The following is an 18,804-nucleotide window of genomic DNA, read 5'->3' on the forward strand; positions in this document are numbered from 1 at the left end:
GCTCAATATCAAACCCGGTAAGTTTCATGGCGATTGGAACTATACGCTTCTTCCTCGCTCTTAATCGGTAACTTAATTCTTGCCCATGCCTTAGGTGACGAGATTCGCGTGATGGAAGGTGGCCCAGACATCATCGACATGACCGAAGACGCAGACTACCGTTTGGTCACGCAAGTGCAAAAACTCGACCGGCCCTATTTACTGAAACCGGGTGAGACCATCCACGGGATTACCCGTGAACATGTTCGTCTGCCAGATAACATCTGTGGCTGGCTCGAAGGGAGGAGCCGTTTTGCTCGCCTTGGGCTCATGATTCATGTCACCTCTGGATTTGTCGCTCCAGGAGTGAGCAACAGGCAGGTCCTGGAGATGGCAAATGTTGCCGGTCGTCCGTTGGCGATTCATGCCGGTACCCGCATCTGCCAACTCGTCTTACAACGCACCGAGGGACATGCTGTATATAGGGGACGATTTTCCCAACAGGAGCGGTTGTGAAGCCAGGTACTTTCTTCAGGAAACAGCTCGTCGTTATAATACTGAGACGCTCGAACAATACCCGTTAGCTAGAGGATACTAGATATATGAAGATTCTTGTTGCTGAAACTGCTGGCTTCTGTTGGGGAGTTCGTCGAGCGCTTGATCAGGCAATGGATTTAGCGAAGAAGATTGATGGCCCAGTCCAAACCTTCGGACCGCTCATTCACAACGCCCAGGTCATGGAGGAACTCACCGAACAAAACATTCATTCGATCGAGAATATGTCGGCTATTCAGGGTGGAACCGTTTTAGTACGCGCCCATGGAATTCGTCCTGAAACATTTGAGCAACTCCGCGCTACCGGTGCGGATGTCTATGACGCGACCTGCCCACTCGTCCGCAAAGTGCAAAAAATTATTACCAAGTACGCGAACGATGACTACGATGTCGTTATCGTCGGCGATGATCACCATGCCGAAGTTGCCGGGTTGCGCGGCTACACCAAAGGCCAATGTTTCGTAGTCGCCGATGAAAAGGAAGCTGAGACCCTTCCCTCCTTCGATAAGGTCTGTGTCGTCTCACAAACTACGCAGAACGATGATACCTTTGCCCGCACGGTCGACGTGATCAAGCAAAAAGCAAGAGTGATCAGGGCGACGAACACCGTCTGTGCACCAACTCGGGATCATCAACGCGAAACCATTGATCTCGCACACCAAGTCGACTTAATGATCGTGGTCGGAGGCCGTCATAGCGCCAACACCTGCCGACTCGCCGACCTCGCCACTAAAGAAGGCGCACGCGTCCTTCATATAGAAACCGATGGCGAACTCGAGGAAAGCGACATTGCCCAATGTCAGACCGTAGGCGTGACCGCAGGAGCGTCTACTCCCGAGTGGATGATCAACCGCGTCGTCGAGAAACTCGAATCCTTCAAGCCGGAAACGACAAGCCGCTTCAACACGTGGCTAAAGCACCTCATGGGGGTTCTCGTTGCCAGTAACGTCTATGTCGGCCTTGGCGCGGCCTTGCTGACACTCACTGCCAGTTTATTGCTGCAACCAACTGTAGGACGTGAAGCGTTGTGGCCATTGATGGGAGCGGCAGGCTTCTTCATTCTGGCAATGCACACCGTGAATCGCTATCAAGAGCGCTCGCACTACAGCGGTTGGGGCTCGTTCTCTCCGCGGACGTTTCAGCGATTCCAACAAATCATGCTGTGGGTAGGAGTCCTCGCCTTATCGTTCTCGCTGGGCTTAGCAGTTTCTTTGGGTCGTGAACAATGTATCGCGTTGTCTGCCTTTGGATTTTTGGGCGCGTTGTATGGAGTAAAGCTTATCCCCATTTCATGGGCGCGTCACATCATGGGCATTCGCCGGATTAAAGACTTACCCGCATCGAGAGACTTGGCCACGGCTCTGGGCTGGACAGTTGCCGCTGCGATTGTCCCGCTGCTGACCCTTGGTGCGTCGCCCCCTTCACGCGCGGCTGGTGTCATTGGCTTCGTGTTCCTGTTTGTCTTCTTACGTTCAGCGCTGATTGGTGTCCGCGATGTACAAGGAGACAAGATCATGGGAATGGAAACGTTATTCAAAGTGGTCGGTAAACGAAGAACAAAAACTGTCTTGATCAGTGCCGTTGCTACATTAACCGCACTTCTGCTGAGCTTGACGTTTCCGTGGCATGGCCTCCCGCTGGCGGCATTTGTCTTTACTGTTGTTCCGTACACCTGCGCAGTGTGCTGGTCATACCACCAGCGGCTTCTTCCTAAAGGTGCAGCTGGAGAGATCCTCGTCGATGGGCAATTTCTCGTTGCTGGTGCAATGGCCTTCTTGTGGCACCTGAACCGCTAGTGCCCTGTATATACACGGGCACACAGTTCGTAGTGAGGTTTCACACTAAATCAAACCAGACGAGATGGGTACACTTTAGGTTGTCGCCGGAGAGACCGTAGCGTGCGCCATGCGCACGGGAATCAAAACTGACAAGCGCGTCATGCGCACAGCGCACGCTATCCCAACTGTACGAATGTTTCGGAGTCCGATTTAGTGAGAGTGTGTCGGCGGAGCCCCCGTCGGGTTGGCGATAGGTGGAGTTGCAGGTCGGCCACGAAACCAGGATTTAATCGACGCAAAGCCTCGTTTCGCTAGAGCGAGGATCTTCGGAAGCATCCAAATTGCCAAGCCGGTAAAACCAAACACGAGGAAAAGCATCACGAGCGGATAGTTAAAAATCAGCCATACGCCGCTCAACGCGACGGCATCTTCCGTTACACTTGCAGCCCAGTTTGTCAGAGGTTCTGGACTGGTATTGATCGCTAACCGTGTCGCCATTTTTGTTCCATGCGAGGCAGTAGCCACGAGACCGCCAGCCAGAGCCGCTGCGGCTTGTAGCACCGGACTGACCTCACCAACAGCACCATACGCAAGCACTGCACCAGCAGGGATACGAATGAAGGTATGGAAGCTATCCCAAAGACTATCAAGGTACGGAATTTTATCGGCAAAGAACTCAATCACGTACAAGAGACAAGCCGTGCCAATCAGTAACGGAGGCATCACCCATTCAAGGCCAGGAGGAAGATGGATCATTTCATAGCGACCCGCAATTCCGAGGGCAGCGATAGTCGCGTAGAGATTAATGCCTGAAGTCCACGCGGTTCCCATCGCTAAACTGAGGGTCTCAATAGCTCCCATCGTCATTCCTCCTAAAACCTTCTCGTATTATTTTGCTTACCAAGGTCGGCCATATCTATAGTAGTCGTATCGGTCGTATCGGTCGTATCGTGGAGGACAGTACCGATCTCGTCTTCCATAGTATCCTCCGTATCCCCACGGACGTTGCCAACCTCGACGAAAGTATCCCTTATCATAATGGTGACGACCACCAAATAACCGATCGCGCGGATCGCTTCTTCTCTCTCGATAATAATAGGAGTCGTGCACGCGCACAAACGCCTCAGAGAAAAGATCGGATGGGTCCTCTGCGCGGCTTGTGAATGTTGCAGGGAAGGAGCCCTGTCGCCAGTCCGCAGCAGCAAGGGAGGTGGACGAGACTAGCAAGGTGCTCACGAGGGGTAAGGTTGCGAGGAAAAACTTGCCGAGTATGGCTCGCATAACAACTCCGTGATTGCAGGGAGGGTAAGTTTCTGTTGATTTTCGCTCAGAAGGGTAAAGGCAATGGGGCAGGAGGTTCTTCGCATTTCCTCGGCTGCCCCATTGCGCAACTGCAAGTCCAGGTCACGCCCTTCTTTATAGAATAGAGCGTGTATCGTTGCTGACGCGCCCTTTGGTCAGCGCTCGTTACCGAGCATATCCATAGTAGTCATTACCGTAGTATCGAGGGCGGTACTGCCGGTTGTTTTCAGAGGTTGGGCGCGGTAACTGACAACTCTTGCCTGGATAGGGTGTATTCCCATCGTGCCAGTGTCCATCATGCCGCCAGCGACCCGTATGCTCATCCTTGTAGGAATAGCGATTGTAATGATCTTGGTAGTTTCGCTTGAGAGTCCGGTGCAACTGAAGGTGCTCTCTGTGACGATGCGGAGCGTTATACAATTCTCGCTGCTCGTTTCTCCGATTCCCGTAATAGTCCTCGTCACTATGCGCTGAGGCGGCAGCGGGAAGTGAGAGAACCCCGAAGAGAGACAACGCCGCAAGGAACGATTTGGTCATTCTGGCCTGCATAACAACTCCTTTCTAGCTGTGCAGCTGGCCCATAACGTATGACGATAACAACACCGTTTGTTGCAAGAGGTCGCAGTCGGTAAGAGTGCAGTCAGGAAAGCACGGATAGTCAGATCCGCAGTTCAGAGTCGCGTGTGCTGTGCGCACGGGACTCTCGTGTATAGAGTCCCGTGTGCATGACGCACGTTACAGACTCGCGATGCACGAGTGGAAGTATACGAACCTGTGGTGATCCAACTTAGGCGCGGCGACCTTCTCGTTCGCTTCCCACCAACTCTCTTAAAACTGTCTCCGCCGCAGTCTCTCCACTACGTACGCAATCCGCTATACCAACACCACGGTATGCATTGCCAGCAAGAGCAAGCGCGGGATGCTGGTCGACTTTTCGTTCAATCGACTCAATCAGCTTCAGGTGCCCCACCAGATATTGTGGCATTGATCGCGGATACCGCGCGACACGAGCAAAGAGGGGTGGTGTCGTAACTCCGAGGAGTTGTCTCAGCTCATCTCGCACCATGTGCGCTATCTCTTGGTCATCGCGCTCGAACAGCTCAGCCTGTAATGCACCGCCAACGAACGCGCGCAATAACACATGCCCGTCAGGAGCACGCCCTGCATACTTCACGCTGGAAAATGAGCCAGCAATAATCTTCCGTTTCTCGATATGCGGAACGACAAAACCGAAGCCATTCAACCGATGAGGAATGTGCTCGCGACGAAAGGCCATGTTTACCGTGGCCGCCGAACTGTACGAAATCGACCCAAGCTGTTCGGCGAGGGGAAGGTCAAGGTCTTTCACTAACTGTGCAGTGTGAAAGGCTGGGGTCGCCAAAATCACCCCATCAGCTGACAGTGACTCGCCCCCCTGACACATGATCTGCCACTGCCCATTCTCTCGTCGCACCTTCTCAACTGCCAGCCCCTGACGAAGGGTATTGGGCGCCAATCGGCCAGTCAACGTTTCAACCATCGTCTGCATGCCGCCACGTAAAGTCACAAACAGACTCCACCGTGCGCCGCTGGCGTCTTTTGCATCTTGCGGTCGTTTGCGACTCGCTTGCCACATCCCATAGATCACGCTGCGGTGTTCACGTTCCAGGTGCAAGAAGCGGGGCATCGTCGCCGCCAGGCTTAAACGCTCAGGATCAGCCGTATAGATTCCACCAATAAGTGGCTGGGTAACGCGCTCTAGCGCTTCACGACCAAAGCGGCGCCGGACAAAGGAACCTAAGCTTTCGTCTTCGTGCTCGGCAGCGCGAGGCAAGACGAGGTCAAGCGCCATGCGTAATTTTCCTGGCCAAGAAAACAATTGAGATCGCACCAACGGACCAACCCGCGTTGGCGCCATGAGCATAAAACCTTCCGGAAGGGGTTCAAGCTTACCGCTATGCACGACGAACGTCGCACGGTGTTGGTCTTGCGTCCCAATCAGTTCGGACTCCATCCCCATACGGCGACACAGCGCCAATGCCCAAGGTTTTTCCGAAATGAACGAATCCGGTCCGAGTTCAAGCAGAAATCCATCTCGTTTCTCGGTTGCCAGAGTCCCACCACATCGATCGCTTGCTTCCAGAAGCGTAAAACGCAACGGAAACTCGCGCTCGCGACTAATTTCTTGCAAACGATGTGCAGCAGCTAACCCAGCGATGCCGCCACCGACAATGACAATGTGTGGAGGTTGTATCTGAGGCATGGTCTCTTTACGCGTGGAGAAAATAGAGTAGTTGAGAATCGAGTGTAGTCTTTTGAAAACGAGTTTCGTTCATGCCCGCGCAGGCAGGCATCCAAAGAGATTCAGCACTGGCCAGCCATTATGCCTCCTGGATTCCCACTTTCACGGGAATGACATTCCCTAGGCAATATACAAGGCTCTTTAACTCACTGTGACCCAATCGCAGCCTTCACAACTTCAGCCAACATCCGCACGAAAGTGGGATGATCATTGGCAGTCCCAGCACGGACAAAGTTGAGTCCGTGCGTTTCAGCAATCTGGCGCGCTTCGTTATCAAGGTCGTACAACACTTCAATATGGTCGCAAACAAACCCGATAGGGCTCACAACCACATCGCGTGCCCCATCTGCCGCAAGTTTGGTCAACACCGCGCCGATGTCAGGTTCGAGCCACGGGGTACGTGGATCTCCGCTGCGACTCTGATAGGCAACCGACCAGTTCCGATGGCCTAGCTGTGCGGCTACCAAACGAGCGCCTTCTTCGATTTGCTGCATATACCGTGATGTCCCTGGCATCGCTACCGGCACACTATGTGCCGTAAACACCAGTGGCGTCTGTGCACGACGACTCACATCTATTTGCGCGAATGCGAGCTGCGTCAACTCTGCTACTGCAGCAATGAACAGCGGGTGATCATGCCAGGCGGGCGCATAGTCGATCACCGCTGCTCGTGCGCCGACCTGCTCGCGAGCAGCGGCAACGTTCTCTTGGTAGCGTTCCCAACCAGCCTCGCTTTGCTGCGCAGACAAAATCACCCCAAGCGCACGTTTCACTCCACTCGCCGCCATATTGTCTAATGTCTCGTGCAGATACGGATGCCAGTTGCGCATACCAACAAAGACTGGGAGCTGTGTCCCTTCGTTCGCCAGCAATGCTTCAAGAGCTTTGGCCTGACGGAAAGTGATTTCATTCAACGGAGAACGACCACCAAATAACTCATAGTGGTGAACAACAGCTTCAAGTCGCTGCGGAGGTACTGGGCGCCCTTTCAGCACATTAGCCAGAAACGGACGGACATCGTCCATCTTTTCCGGACCACCGAACGCAATTAACAGCACAGCATCGTAGGACATAGGCCAATGAAAAATTAAAAATTCAGAATGAAAAATGAAGAATGAAAGTTTTTCCTTTGATAATTTTTCACTTTTAATTTTTCATTTTTCGTTCTCCGCTAATCTCATGTACCATTTTCACCAATGCGATGACATTCTCAACTGGGGTCTGCGGGAGAATGCCATGTCCCAAGTTGAAGATGTGGCCAGGTCGCCCATGTGCCATATTGAGAATCTGTCGCACCTGTTTACGTATCTCATCCTGTGAGGCAAAGAGTGTCACTGGATCGAGATTCCCTTGCACGGCGCGATCGTAGCCAACACGCCTCCAGGCCGTATCAAGATCGATGCGCCAATCGACTCCAAGAACTGTCCCTCCAGCTTCTGCCATCAATTCAAGTAGTCCTGAAGTGTCGGTACCAAAGTGAATCACTGGCGTTCCCGAAGTAAGGCCGGCAAAGAGCGTCTTCATGTGAGGCAGGATAAACGTGCGATAGTCCGCAGGGGAAAGACAGCCGATCCACGAGTCGAATAACTGCACAGCCTGTGCTCCAGCCGCGATCTGGGCATTCGCATAGGCAGTGATAATTCTCACCAGCCGTTCCATCAACGCCTGCCATGCGCCTGGATCGTTGTACATCAAGCGCTTCGTTTCGATATAATTGCGCGAGCTACCGCCTTCGATCATGTACGACGCCACCGTAAACGGCGCACCAGAAAACCCAATCAACGGAATATGCGACGGAAGGCCGGCACGGGCTTGGCGTACCGCCTCAAACACAAACGGCAGCGTTTCGCGCGGATCGTCTTCTCGTAAACGATCAACGTCAGTACCGGAACGAACCGGACGATGAATCACTGGCCCGTCTCCCTGCGCAAACTCCAAGCCGACTCCCATGGGCTCAACGATCAGGAGGATGTCAGCAAAAATAATCGCCGCATCAACGCCAAGGCGTTCCACAGCCTCAACCGTGACTTGCGCCGCCAGCTCTGGCGTCTTACACAAAGTGAGGAAGGACACACGTTCACGTAACGCACGATACTCTGCCATATAACGCCCAGCTTGACGCATCAGCCATACTGGCGTGTAGGCAGTCGGTTCACGACGACAGGCTTTGAGAAAAATTGCTTCGTTCATTGCGCCGCATCGTAGCATAAGAAGCGGTCAGCGGTCAGCGGTCAGCTCTCAGCCACACAAAGAAAATAAGGGAGTTGTTTTTCCCTTCTCACTGTTTTAGCTGATAGCTGACAGCTATTAGCTAAGGAGTAATTGTATGGCCGAACCCTGGACGCATCACACAAAGGTTGTCAACGGTTTCCGCATGCACTATGTCATTGCAGGCACTGGATACCCACTGGTGTTTCTGCATGGCTGGCCACAGAGTTGGTACGAATGGCGGAAGATCATTCCCTCACTGGCTGAGAAGTTTACCGTCATTGCGCCAGATTTGCGCGGCTTGGGCGATTCAGATCGCCCGCTCACTGGCTATGATAAACGGACTCTCGCCTCGGATGTGTACGAGTTAGTGAAAGCGCTCGGGTTCAGCAAGATCGGGCTTACAGGTCACGACTGGGGTGGCGCTGTCGCTTTTTATTTTGCTTACGATCACCCAGAGATGGTTGAACGCTTGATGATTCTCGATATGGTGCCGGGCCTGGGCCGTAAAGGCGGAACCATGGACATTCGTCAGGCGCAACGCTATTGGCATGTCTTCTTTCACGGCGGTATGCCTGACTTAGCCGAGAAGCTCGTCAGCGCCAACGTCGAAGCGTATCTCAGCTATTTCTATACCTCGACCGCCTACAACTACAGTCCGAATGTATTCAGCGCAGAAGATATCGCTGAATACGTGCGCGCGTACTCCGCACCTGGTGCGATCCGCGCGGGGTTTCAATATTATCGCACGGCGCTGCAAGAGGATCTCGACAACTTCAGCAGTTGTACAGAAAAACTGAAGATGCCATTGCTGACGTGGGGTGGTGAAGCATTTATGGGTAACATCGTACCAGTGTGGCAGAACGTCGCCGAAAACGTGCAAGGTGGCGAACTCAAACAGTGTGGTCATTTCATCGCCGAGGAAAAACCTGAGTTCGCTATTCAGCAAGCATTGGAATTCTTTGCTCCACTAAGTGGGACAAGATAGTTTTTTGCCAAAATCAGTGGTATTTTCTTTACCATGAAAACTACCATAGATGCTGCTGGACGATTGGTGATTCCGAAGGAAATTCGCCGGGAAGCGGGAATACAACCAGGCATGCCATTAGAAATTCGCTGGAAAGAAGGGCGAATTGAAATCGAACCAGCCCCGCTTCCTGTGAAAATGGTACGAAAAGGGCGCTTCCTTGTCGCGGTACCTCAACATAAAGTACCGTCACTGACAACTGAGGTGGTTGAGCGAACCCGCCGGTCGCTGAGACAAGAGCGCATTCCTTAGCTCTCCTTTCTATGCCTAGTTTCTTACCGGACACAAGTTGCATAGTTACTGCGGTGTGTGGTTGGCACGCGCATCACACGCAAGCAATTGCAGCAATAGAACGTCGATTAAACCAGAATGAAGAAATGATAGTGGCTGCTCATTCACTTGCATAAGCATACGCAGTCTTGACTCGCTTGCCGCCACCACATCGCCTATCTCCAAAAGATCCGTTTACTCTGCTCGATGAGAATTTTATAAACGCAACCAAAATTATTGCCTTGGACGGGAAGTCATATCGCAATCTCCTCCGTAATGCTGTGACCGATGGTATCGCAGGAGGACGGATATATGATGCGATAATTGCTACCTGCGCAGCGCAAACAAGAGTTGAAACCATTCTTACATTTAATGAAAGGCATTTCTCAACTTTTGCTGACAAAGGGTTGCAGATCATCGTTCCCTCTTAGAAGACGTCGCTCAATTGATGAAAACGAAAGCTGACAGTCTCTACGAGCTGATACTGGTAAAACGCATTCGTTCTGAACTGCCAGGGTTAATCGGTGGTATGTTGCCGCGTGAGACTATTGTCGAACTTGCTACTCACGCACGTGAGAAGAATTTTGCTGAGATCCTGCACTCTAAAGTAAAAGCTCGATCGGACTCTTATCTTTCCGACATCGATTTCAATGAGATCGTAAACAACCAAAGGGAGATGCTAGAAAAAGAGTGAGCTGTCCCGGATCGACATTCATTCCTTGCGCCGGGAGAAGAAATTCTTGAAACTATCTTTCATCATTTCAAAACGACGTACAACAAATCTAATGATGCAAAGCGTATCGCAGAAAAAATGACCTCGGATGAGATTCCTGAAGAGGTCAAAAACTTAGTGAAAAAAGTTGCCGACCTGAAAAAAGAAAAGTAGAGGAATTAAGAGGAACCCAAAAATTCTCAGATACTGCATATGGTAGTTTGCGAAAAAACATGGCACAATCCTTAGTGTGACGTTTTCCATCGATGCGAGTGAGGTGGTGATGTTCGCGGGTTGGAGGGGGGCATCAGATGGCCCAAATGGTGGTGTTCATAAATCAGCTATGTAGTCGTTGGTCACCCGTAGTACCCCATCCATACGTATGCGTTTGCGATTGACCCGTTATGAGGTGTGGAGTGTTCTCGTTTCTCCTCCTCATGAGTTAGCCGCATACCCACTCACCTCAGCATGATTCGATGGAAACTGCACTGGGCGAAAAGCCACAAGAGACTTTACGATTTCGCTTAGTGAAGGAGATGAAGCAATGAAGCAGTCAGCGGTGGCGGAGCGAATCTTCCCGACTGACCTCGGTAATGAGGCCGAGGAACGCTACCTCAATTACGCCTTGAGTGTCATCACTTCTCGCGCACTCCCCGATGTGCGTGATGGACTCAAACCGGTGCAACGCCGTCTTCTGTATGCCATGTTCCAGAACCTGCGGTTAGGCAGTGACGCACGACCACGCAAATCCGCTGCGATTGTTGGAGAAGTGTTGGGGAAATATCACCCGCATGGTGATCAAGCGGCATATGAAGCGATGGTGCGCTTGGCTCAGCCATTTTCGCTGCGCTATCCATTAGTCCACGGCGAAGGCAACTTCGGCTCGCTCGACGGCGATAGTGCCGCTGCGATGCGGTACACGGAAGCGAAACTTGCGCCACTCACTGACGAATTGTTTCGTGACCTACGCGGACAAACTGTTCCGTTCCGTGCCAATTATGATGCGACGGTCGACGAGCCTGTGGTCTTACCAGCGGCCATTCCTCAACTGCTGCTCAACGGTGCCAGTGGCATCGCCGTCGGTATGGCAACCAACATTCCACCGCATAATTTTACCGAGGTGGTAAATGCGCTGGTGGCGATGATCGACGATCCCGACATCACCGTCGCCAATTTGCTCAAGTCGATCAAAGGTCCGGATTTTCCCACTGGTGGTGAGATTCTGACCAACAAACGTGAGTTACGAGAGATCTACGAAACCGGCCAAGGGTCGATCAAACTCCGCGGTGAGTGGACAGTAGAGACACTGCCCCGCGGTAAACGACAAATTGTGATCGCCTCCCTCCCCTACACGGTCAACAAAGCCCAGCTCGTGGAAAAGATCGCTGAGTTGGTAGCTGGGCGAAAACTCCCCCAGGTCACTGATGTCCGCGATGAGTCAACTGACGATGTCCGCATCATCCTGGAACTCAAAGGTGACGCGTCCGACGAACTCGTCATGGCGTATCTCTGCAAACATACCTCGTTGCAGATCACTGTTCCTGTGAACTTGACCTGTTTGGTGCCGACCAGCAATCCGCTGGTCGGGCAGCCGGCCAAGGCGACGTTGCGAGATCTCTGTCGCCACTTTCTCGATTTCCGTTTAGAAGTTGTCACAAAACGTTTGGAATTTGAACTACGTGAGCTTGAAGACCGATTGCATATTCTGGCTGGACTCGCACTGATCGCTGGCAGCCTCGATCAGGTCATTCGTATCATTCGCAATTCTGCCTCACGCAAAGACGCGCGAGACAAGTTGATGAGTACGTTCAAGCTGGACGAGGTACAGGCAGAGGCGATCCTGGAAACACGCCTCTATCAACTGGCACGGCTGGAAGTCGAAAAGATTCAGAACGAACAAAACGAAAAAGAAAAACGAGCCAAAGAGATTCGCACCTTATTGGCCAACGAGAAGAAGCGCTGGGCGATTATCCGCGACGAACTGCAAGAACTCAGCAAGCGCTATGGCGACCGACGCCGTACTGCCCTGCGTGCTGGTGAGGAACTCACCTACGACCCCGAGGCATACATTGTTCATGAGGAAGCAACGGTCGTCTTGAGTCGCGATGGCTGGATCAAACGCGTGCGTGAGCTCAAAGACCCAACCAGCACGCGCCTGCGTGAAGGCGACGCTATCCGCGCGATTCTTAACGGCACCACTCGTGACCGACTTGCCTTATTCTCCAATAAAGGCGTGCTCTATGTGATGAAAGTCTATGACGTGCCAGCATCAACAGGGTACGGCGAGCCAATTCAGACGCTGTTGAACTTCGCCGATGGTGAGCGCGTTGTCGCGACCACCCTGGTCACTGGCGAAGGAACGGCATCGGGAGAGAAAACGGCAGTAACAGACGAAAATGGGCAAGGTGAGTTATTCAGTGCAACAAATGGCAGCGGCGACGGAGAAGACAGTACAGCCAATGGTCCTCTCTATTTACTGGCAACGGCTGAAGGTATGGGCTTTCGTTTCCGCCCCAATTTAGAGGAGACGACTCGCAATGGTCGCAAAGTCGCGCGACTTGGTGACGAAGACGAGGTGGTTTCGATTGAACCAGTCGAGAGTGGACGCGTCGTGTGTGTCACAACTGAAGGACGGATGCTCGCGTTTCCCACCGAGGATGTTTCAGAACTGACCGGCGCTGGACGTGGCGTGATTCTCATGCGCCTCGACAAAGACGATCACCTTGTTGGCGCAGTCACACCACCTCCTGGTAAAGGGATAGTTGTAATCAACAGCGACGACAACGAACGTGACGTGTCCTTAAAAGAAATTCCACTTGGCCAACGTGCAGGAAAAGGAGAACGCGTCATTAAGCGCATGACGCTTGTTGGCGTACGCGGCCCCGCAGTTGAGGAGGAAAAAGGTAATGGCAAGTCGTAGTAACGGTACCGGGAACAACAGTTATACCGCCAAAGACATTACAGTACTCGAAGGCCTAGAGCCGGTTCGCAAACGGCCTGGCATGTACATCGGTGGTGTTGACATCGCAGGGTTACACCACCTGGTGTGGGAAATTCTCGACAACGCGGTCGACGAGGCAATGAATGGCCATGCCGACAAGATCGATGTCACGCTTCATACGGATGGATCAACCGTCACTGTGAGTGATAACGGCCGCGGTATTCCTGTCGATATTCACCCCAAGTTCAAAAAATCGGCGCTGGAATTGATCCTCACCACACTCCATGCTGGTGGAAAATTTGAGGGGCTGAACTATTCACATTCTGGTGGATTGCACGGTGTTGGGGCATCGGTTGTCACAGCCCTTTCCGATTCGCTTGTCGCCAGGGTCAAACGCGACGGCGCCGAATGGGAGCAGAGTTTCGTGCGCGGCCAATCTACCGGGCCACTGAAAAAGATCGGTCAGGTAAGGGGAAGCGGGACCACTATCACCTTTCATCCGGATGCAGAGATTTTCCCCTCGATTACCTTCAAGCCAAAGATCATTGCTGAACGCCTGGAAACCAAGGCCTATCTGCATAAAGGGTTGAAACTCATCTTTCGTAACGAGGCAACGAACGAGGAAGCCGTCTATCACTACGAGGATGGGTTACGCGCCTATCTAACCAAACTCGTTTCTGACGGGCAAAAGAAACCGATCATCTCTGAAGTCTTTACCCTCGAACGGGAAGATGATCCGCCGCTGGAGTGCGCCCTTACATGGACGGAGTCACCAGAAGAGAGTGTGTACACTTTCGTCAACGGCATTCCAACGCCGTTTGGTGGCACCCATGAGAACGGGCTGAAGTCTGCGGTTGTCAAAGCGGTGCGCAATTACATCAATGTCCATGACCTGACGCCCAAAGGCTTGAATCTCACAGCCGAAGACACGCGCGAAGGGTTGGTCGCGCTGCTGAGCGTGTACCTTAAGGATCCTCAGTTTCAGGGCCAAACCAAAGAGAAGCTTGGTAACCCTGAGGTCACCGCGCAACTGGACGGTGTGCTGCGCACGGCATTAGAGAACTTCCTACTGCACAACAAATCTCAAGCTGATGCCATTGCACAGCGCGTGATATTGGCAGCCAAAGCACGCACCGCCTCACGCGCCGCATTAGAAACCGTACGTAAAGGCTCAGTCTCCCATCGCCTCAATCTACCCGGCAAACTGGCGGATTGTTCCTCAACCAGTCCGGAGGGAAGTGAATTATTCATTGTCGAAGGTGACTCTGCCGGTGGCTCAGCCAAACAAGGCCGCGACCGCACTTTTCAAGCGATTCTGCCGCTGCGGGGAAAAGTATTGAATACCGAGCAAGCGTCACTGAGCAAAGTGCTGACCAACAAAGAGTTATCCGATGTCGTCTCTGCGCTTGGCTGTGGTGTCGATAAGACTTTCGACATCAACAAACTCCGTTATCATAAGATCTGTTTGTTGATGGATGCCGATTCCGACGGCAATCACATTTGTACCTTATTGTTGACATTCTTCTACCGCCATTTGCCTGAGTTGATCCGTGATGGATATGTCTACATCGCCCGGCCACCGCTCTACAAAATCGAGGTTGGCAAGGATGTTTTGTGGGCCATTGATGATGCGGAGAAAGATCGCCTGCTGGCGAAGCAGAACGGTAAAGCCAGTAAGGCTCACGTCCAACGTTTCAAAGGCCTTGGCGAAATGAACCCACCCACTCTTAAGGAAACAACGCTCGACCCACGCTCGCGCACGTTGCTGCGAGTCACGATTGACGATGCCGAACGTACCGAAGCAGCCATTCAAACCCTGATGGGCAAAGACGTACAGCCCAGATTTGAGTTCATTATGAGTCGTGCTCCGAAGGTGGAAGAGGTGGATGTATAAGAAAGCGTTCCGAAGAGCTAAAAACGAGGCGCGGGTCTCATGAGTGAACCCTTCTCTTGGACTAACCGAGAGTTTGATCAGTATGCGGCAGAATATGACGCGGCACTTGATCGTGGGCTCTCGTTGTCCGGCGAAGACAAAACCTACTTTGCTGAAGGGCGGATTGCCTGGTTAGCCGAACTCCTCAAGCAGCTTGGCGAACGTCCTCGGCACTGTCTCGATTTCGGCTGTGGGATTGGCTCGGCAGCTCCGTTGCTGTTCTCACTGCTCAATGCCAACCGGGTGACCGGTGTCGATGTATCCCCAGCCTCGCTAGCATTTGCTCGACGAATCACAGCTTCGGACCGTGCACAGTTTCTCCAACTCGACGAGTATCACCCTCGTGAGGAAATCGACCTGGCCTTTTGCAATGGGGTTTTCCATCACATTCCTACTCCAGAACGCGCTCCCGCAGTAAATTATGTGTCCCGTGCGCTCCGCCCCGGAGGATTGTTCGCCTTCTGGGAGAACAATCCGTGGAATCCCGGCACCCGGCTCGTCATGAGCCGTATCCCGTTTGACCGCGAGGCTGTCACAGTGAGTGCTCCTGAAGCACGTCGTCTGCTCATCACAGCAGGGTTTGAGGTGCTCCGTATCGACTTTCTCTTCATCTTCCCCAAGATGCTGAGACAGCTACGTTTCATTGAGCCGTGGGTCACACGTCTTCCTTTAGGCGGCCAGTATCAAGTGCTGTGCCGTAAGCCTGATCGTTAGACGACTCCGCGGCTGAGCAGAGGAGACGATCGTGGATATCGTCGGCCATTCAACACTTCCCCGATGATCGTTGCCCGTACCCAGTAATGGTAGGTCGCAATCGTAACACTTGTTGTGATTGCCAATACGAGCCCATACTTTACCGCTGTGGGAAAAGGAAGTGTACGAAGAAGGACCGGCAGAACAATCGTCAGCGGCAGATGGACAAGGTACATCCAATACGAGGCATCAGCCATGTACCGCGCGAGCGGTAGGGGTCGCTCCAAGTAGCGGAGAAACAGTCCCAGAAACGCATAAATGAGGAACCACGTCGCTAAGGCCAGGCTGGACTTTGCCAGCACATGTAGAGTGAGTATCGGTCCGAGCGCAATCGCCTGGCCAATGCACACAACGTACAGCGCAAAAAACAGCCCCCCAACACAAAAGTTTCCCCACGCTCGCCGAGGGAAAGACGACAATAGTGCCCGCTGGCTGTACAACAACCAACCGAAAACGAAGAACACTCCGTAAGCCGCAAGAATACGGAGCGGTGGAAGGAACGAATCGGAAGTGTCGAGAGCCCAGATCCGCATAGGGTAAAGGGTGAGGAGCGTCATCAGCGAAAGGACTACTGGCGCCCACATCGCAGGCACAATGCGGCTGAACGTAGCCAATAAACGATCTCGTAGTTCCTGCGGTACTCGCTGGACAAGGGGCACAATCAATAAGGCCACCGCATAGAAAATCAGCAGATCATAGAGAAACCACAGATGCAGGAGATGGTTCAGTACGCGTCCGATGGTGAGGTTCTGTGGATCAATTGGCACCTGAACACTACTCCGTGCGTACGCGAATCCAGATACAACAATAACCACAGGAAACAACACACACCATGCACCCACCAGAGGCAATGCAACGCGTCGTGTCCGATTATGAAATAACGCATTGGCACCGCGTGTGACATAGAGGAACGCGGCAAAGAAACCGGCAATGACGAAAAATACCGGCATGCGAAACGTGTGAATGAACATTACTAGCAAATCAAAACCAGCCTGCGGGTGGGGATCTTTGAACGGCCATGTCTCATGTGTCGGAAATGTCACATAGCCCATTGCCGAATGAAGCACGAGACCGAGGAGCATCATCGTCGCGCGGAGTCCATCGAACGCATGATAGCGCTGGAGTTCTATCGCAGATGATTGGTGGCTTGCGAGTTCCTGTTGGACGGCCATACCTCTCCCTTCAATCTCACTGGGTAAAGATGAAGAACCTGGCAACAGTGACTTCTCCTTCCTTAGCATGAACACAAACACGCAGGCGATACATCTTGTCTCCGGCGATCACGAAGCAAGAGAAAAACGACGCGATGGCGATAACCTGACAACGATGAAGAAACGCAGACTTCCTTGGCATCCCATGCAACGACGCGATAGGGGGAACGCGACAGGAGGAAAGCTATGGCATCGACGCAAATGTTCCACAATGCGCGACTGTTCGATGGTCTTACGGATCAGCCGCGTAGCGATATGTCTATCGTTGTCACCAATGATCGCATCACGTCTATCGAACAGAGACCAGTGCCTGCTCCCGCAGGTGCGCAGGTTATCGACCTGCAAGGAAAAGCGGTTGTCCCTGGCTTGATCGATACGCATGTACATTCAACGTTCGTGGGCACCCCAAGCTTACCGCTCTTCCTTGCGGCTGGCGTGACAAGCGCGCGTGATGTGGGTGGCAATTTGGAGAAGGTCAAAGGGCTGAAGGCGGATCTGAATAATGGCAAGAAACTTGGGCCGCGCCTGTTTATCTGTGGCCCGTTGCGCGATGTGCGCGAGCTGCGTAAGCTCAGCACGGTTTACCGCGGTGGCGTCGCGCATGATCCCCAAGCGCTTCTCGCCCAGGTACCGAAGTCAGACTTTGTTCCGTTATCTTAATGCACTAAGGAGGCACTATGCAGTTTTTACACACTATGATTCGCGTCAATAATCTTGATGAGTCGTTGAAGTTCTACTGCGACCATCTCGGGATGAAACTGTTACGCAAACAGGATTACCCAGGCGGTGAGTTCACTCTGGCCTTCATCGGCTATGGCGACGAGAAGAACAACACCGTCATTGAACTGACGCATAACTGGGGCACTGCCAGTTATGATCAAGGCAACGCGTTCGGACATCTCGCACTGGGTGTGACGGATATTTACAAAGTGTGTAACGACCTCAAGACCAAAGGCGTCAAGGTCGTGCGCGAAGCTGGTCCAATGAAGCACGGCAGCGCTGTGATTGCCTTCATCGAAGATCCCAATGGCTATAAGATTGAACTGATCGATCTCTCTGGTGCACGGGGGTAAGAAAAGGAAACGGCGAACGGGAGATGGGGAGAACCGGAGACCTCCCCGCCCGTTTTCTTCATTGCTTCACCCATTCACCTATTCTCCGATTCTGGCATTAACTGTCTCATAAGGAGGAACTATGCCACTCAAAGCTGCAAAAGATTCCATTGACCTTGGTATTTTCGTCAGTGACATCAAGAAAAGTCTGGCTTTTTATCAGGGTATTCTGGGGCTTGAGAAAACTGAGGAATTAGCCACTGGCTTTGGCACGCTGCACCGTTTGAAGTTCGGCAATAGCGACGTCAAGCTGATGGACCCAAAGAACGTCCCACCTGCTGGCGCCATTGGCTTAGAGAAACAACTTGGGATTCGCTATCTCACCTTTGTAATCAAAGGCCTGACCGAACTCTGCGCCGAACTCAAAGGTAAAGGTGTCGAGTTTACGATTCCTGAAACGCAGATTCGTCCAGGGACTCGCATCGCGATGGTCAAAGATCCCGACGGCAATATTCTTGAGTTCGTAGAACGAGGATAACAATTTGTTGGTGGGGCACACGGCTGTGCCCCTGATCTTTTAGAAAGTGTTTTTTAATTCGTATTTTCCGTCGTCACCATCCGCAGCGTGCGCCGGATACTGGCCAAGTACACCATAGCGTCACTGGAAACGGTGGTATGTTCGAAGTCCCGACACAAGCGCCGCTAGCGCCCCAGCCAACCGAAGGACCGCTCCACCACCCAGCGGCGGGGCAACACGGTAAAGCCTTTGGCGTCTGCCGAACGGCGCACCACCTCCAAGCGC

At 52.6% G+C, this 18,804-nt stretch carries 17 protein-coding genes; 11 read left to right on the plus strand and 6 right to left on the minus strand.

All coding sequences use genetic code 11. The features are described 5' to 3' along the window. The first annotated feature begins 33 nt into the window (after positions 1-33). Entirely contained in the window at positions 34-495 is a 462-nt protein-coding gene (locus tag FJ147_19795; protein ID MBM4258122.1) for a dCTP deaminase, read from the plus strand. A gap of 86 nt (positions 496-581) precedes the next feature. Next, positions 582-2,330: a 4-hydroxy-3-methylbut-2-enyl diphosphate reductase gene (ispH, locus tag FJ147_19800; GenBank protein MBM4258123.1), complete on the plus strand. Its 1,749-nt coding sequence runs from the start codon at positions 582-584 to the stop codon at positions 2,328-2,330. A gap of 192 nt (positions 2,331-2,522) precedes the next feature. Here the strand turns inward: ispH and FJ147_19805 are convergent, their stop codons facing one another. The 5 genes from FJ147_19805 to hemE form a co-directional block, all read right to left on the minus strand. Next, positions 2,523-3,179, minus strand: coding sequence for a DUF4126 domain-containing protein (locus tag FJ147_19805; protein MBM4258124.1), 657 nt, complete (start codon positions 3,177-3,179; stop codon positions 2,523-2,525). A 600-nt stretch (positions 3,180-3,779) separates the two neighbouring features. Then, positions 3,780-4,163 carry a hypothetical protein gene (locus FJ147_19810; GenBank protein MBM4258125.1) on the minus strand — a complete coding sequence of 128 codons (384 nt, stop codon included), beginning with the start codon at positions 4,161-4,163 and terminating at the stop codon, positions 3,780-3,782. A gap of 238 nt (positions 4,164-4,401) precedes the next feature. Next, entirely contained in the window at positions 4,402-5,826 is a 1,425-nt protein-coding gene (gene hemG / locus FJ147_19815; protein ID MBM4258126.1) for a protoporphyrinogen oxidase, read from the minus strand. 215 nt (positions 5,827-6,041) lie between these two features. Further along, positions 6,042-6,968 carry a ferrochelatase gene (gene hemH, locus FJ147_19820; protein ID MBM4258127.1) on the minus strand — a complete coding sequence of 309 codons (927 nt, stop codon included), beginning with the start codon at positions 6,966-6,968 and terminating at the stop codon, positions 6,042-6,044. A 73-nt stretch (positions 6,969-7,041) separates the two neighbouring features. Continuing rightward, complete coding sequence (gene hemE / locus FJ147_19825) at positions 7,042-8,085, minus strand: uroporphyrinogen decarboxylase (GenBank protein ID MBM4258128.1); 1,044 nt, start codon at positions 8,083-8,085, stop codon at positions 7,042-7,044. A gap of 136 nt (positions 8,086-8,221) precedes the next feature. Here hemE and FJ147_19830 point away from each other — a divergent pair, with 136 nt between their 5' ends. The 6 genes from FJ147_19830 to FJ147_19855 all read left to right on the plus strand — a co-directional run bounded on the left by FJ147_19830 (position 8,222) and on the right by FJ147_19855 (position 15,700). Next, positions 8,222-9,091, plus strand: a complete 870-nt coding sequence (locus FJ147_19830) for an alpha/beta hydrolase (protein MBM4258129.1) — start codon at positions 8,222-8,224, stop codon at positions 9,089-9,091. Positions 9,092-9,124: 33 nt separating this feature from the next. After that, a complete protein-coding gene (locus FJ147_19835) occupies positions 9,125-9,382 on the plus strand; it encodes an AbrB/MazE/SpoVT family DNA-binding domain-containing protein (protein MBM4258130.1) in 258 nt (85 codons plus the stop codon). A 466-nt stretch (positions 9,383-9,848) separates the two neighbouring features. Beyond that, positions 9,849-10,094, plus strand: coding sequence for a hypothetical protein (locus FJ147_19840; GenBank protein ID MBM4258131.1), 246 nt, complete (start codon positions 9,849-9,851; stop codon positions 10,092-10,094). Between the two features lie 562 nt (positions 10,095-10,656). Continuing rightward, the gene (locus FJ147_19845) at positions 10,657-13,032 is read left to right on the plus strand and encodes a DNA topoisomerase IV subunit A (protein MBM4258132.1); all 2,376 of its coding nucleotides are present in this window, start codon (positions 10,657-10,659) and stop codon (positions 13,030-13,032) included. Further along, positions 13,019-14,947, plus strand: a complete 1,929-nt coding sequence (locus FJ147_19850; protein MBM4258133.1) for a type IIA DNA topoisomerase subunit B — start codon at positions 13,019-13,021, stop codon at positions 14,945-14,947. Before FJ147_19845 ends, FJ147_19850 begins: the two co-directional genes overlap by 14 nt. Positions 14,948-14,986: 39 nt before the next feature. After that, positions 14,987-15,700: a methyltransferase domain-containing protein gene (locus tag FJ147_19855; GenBank protein MBM4258134.1), complete on the plus strand. Its 714-nt coding sequence runs from the start codon at positions 14,987-14,989 to the stop codon at positions 15,698-15,700. Here the strand turns inward: FJ147_19855 and FJ147_19860 are convergent. Continuing rightward, entirely contained in the window at positions 15,697-16,992 is a 1,296-nt protein-coding gene (locus FJ147_19860; protein MBM4258135.1) for a hypothetical protein, read from the minus strand. The genes FJ147_19855 and FJ147_19860 overlap by 4 nt on opposite strands. A gap of 144 nt (positions 16,993-17,136) precedes the next feature. On the opposite strand from FJ147_19860, the gene FJ147_19865 reads away from it, so the two are divergent. From FJ147_19865 to FJ147_19875, 3 genes are all read left to right on the plus strand, one after another. Beyond that, a complete protein-coding gene (locus tag FJ147_19865; protein MBM4258136.1) occupies positions 17,137-17,610 on the plus strand; it encodes a hypothetical protein in 474 nt (157 codons plus the stop codon). 17 nt (positions 17,611-17,627) lie between these two features. Then, on the plus strand, positions 17,628-18,023 hold the full coding sequence (gloA, locus tag FJ147_19870) for a lactoylglutathione lyase (GenBank protein ID MBM4258137.1): 396 nt from the start codon (positions 17,628-17,630) through the stop codon (positions 18,021-18,023). A 121-nt stretch (positions 18,024-18,144) separates the two neighbouring features. Continuing rightward, positions 18,145-18,540 carry a VOC family protein gene (locus FJ147_19875; protein MBM4258138.1) on the plus strand — a complete coding sequence of 132 codons (396 nt, stop codon included), beginning with the start codon at positions 18,145-18,147 and terminating at the stop codon, positions 18,538-18,540. The last annotated feature ends 264 nt before the right edge of the window (positions 18,541-18,804 follow it).

This window comes from Deltaproteobacteria bacterium, from assembly GCA_016874775.1.
Lineage (GTDB): Bacteria > Desulfobacterota > Binatia > Bin18 > Bin18 > VGTJ01.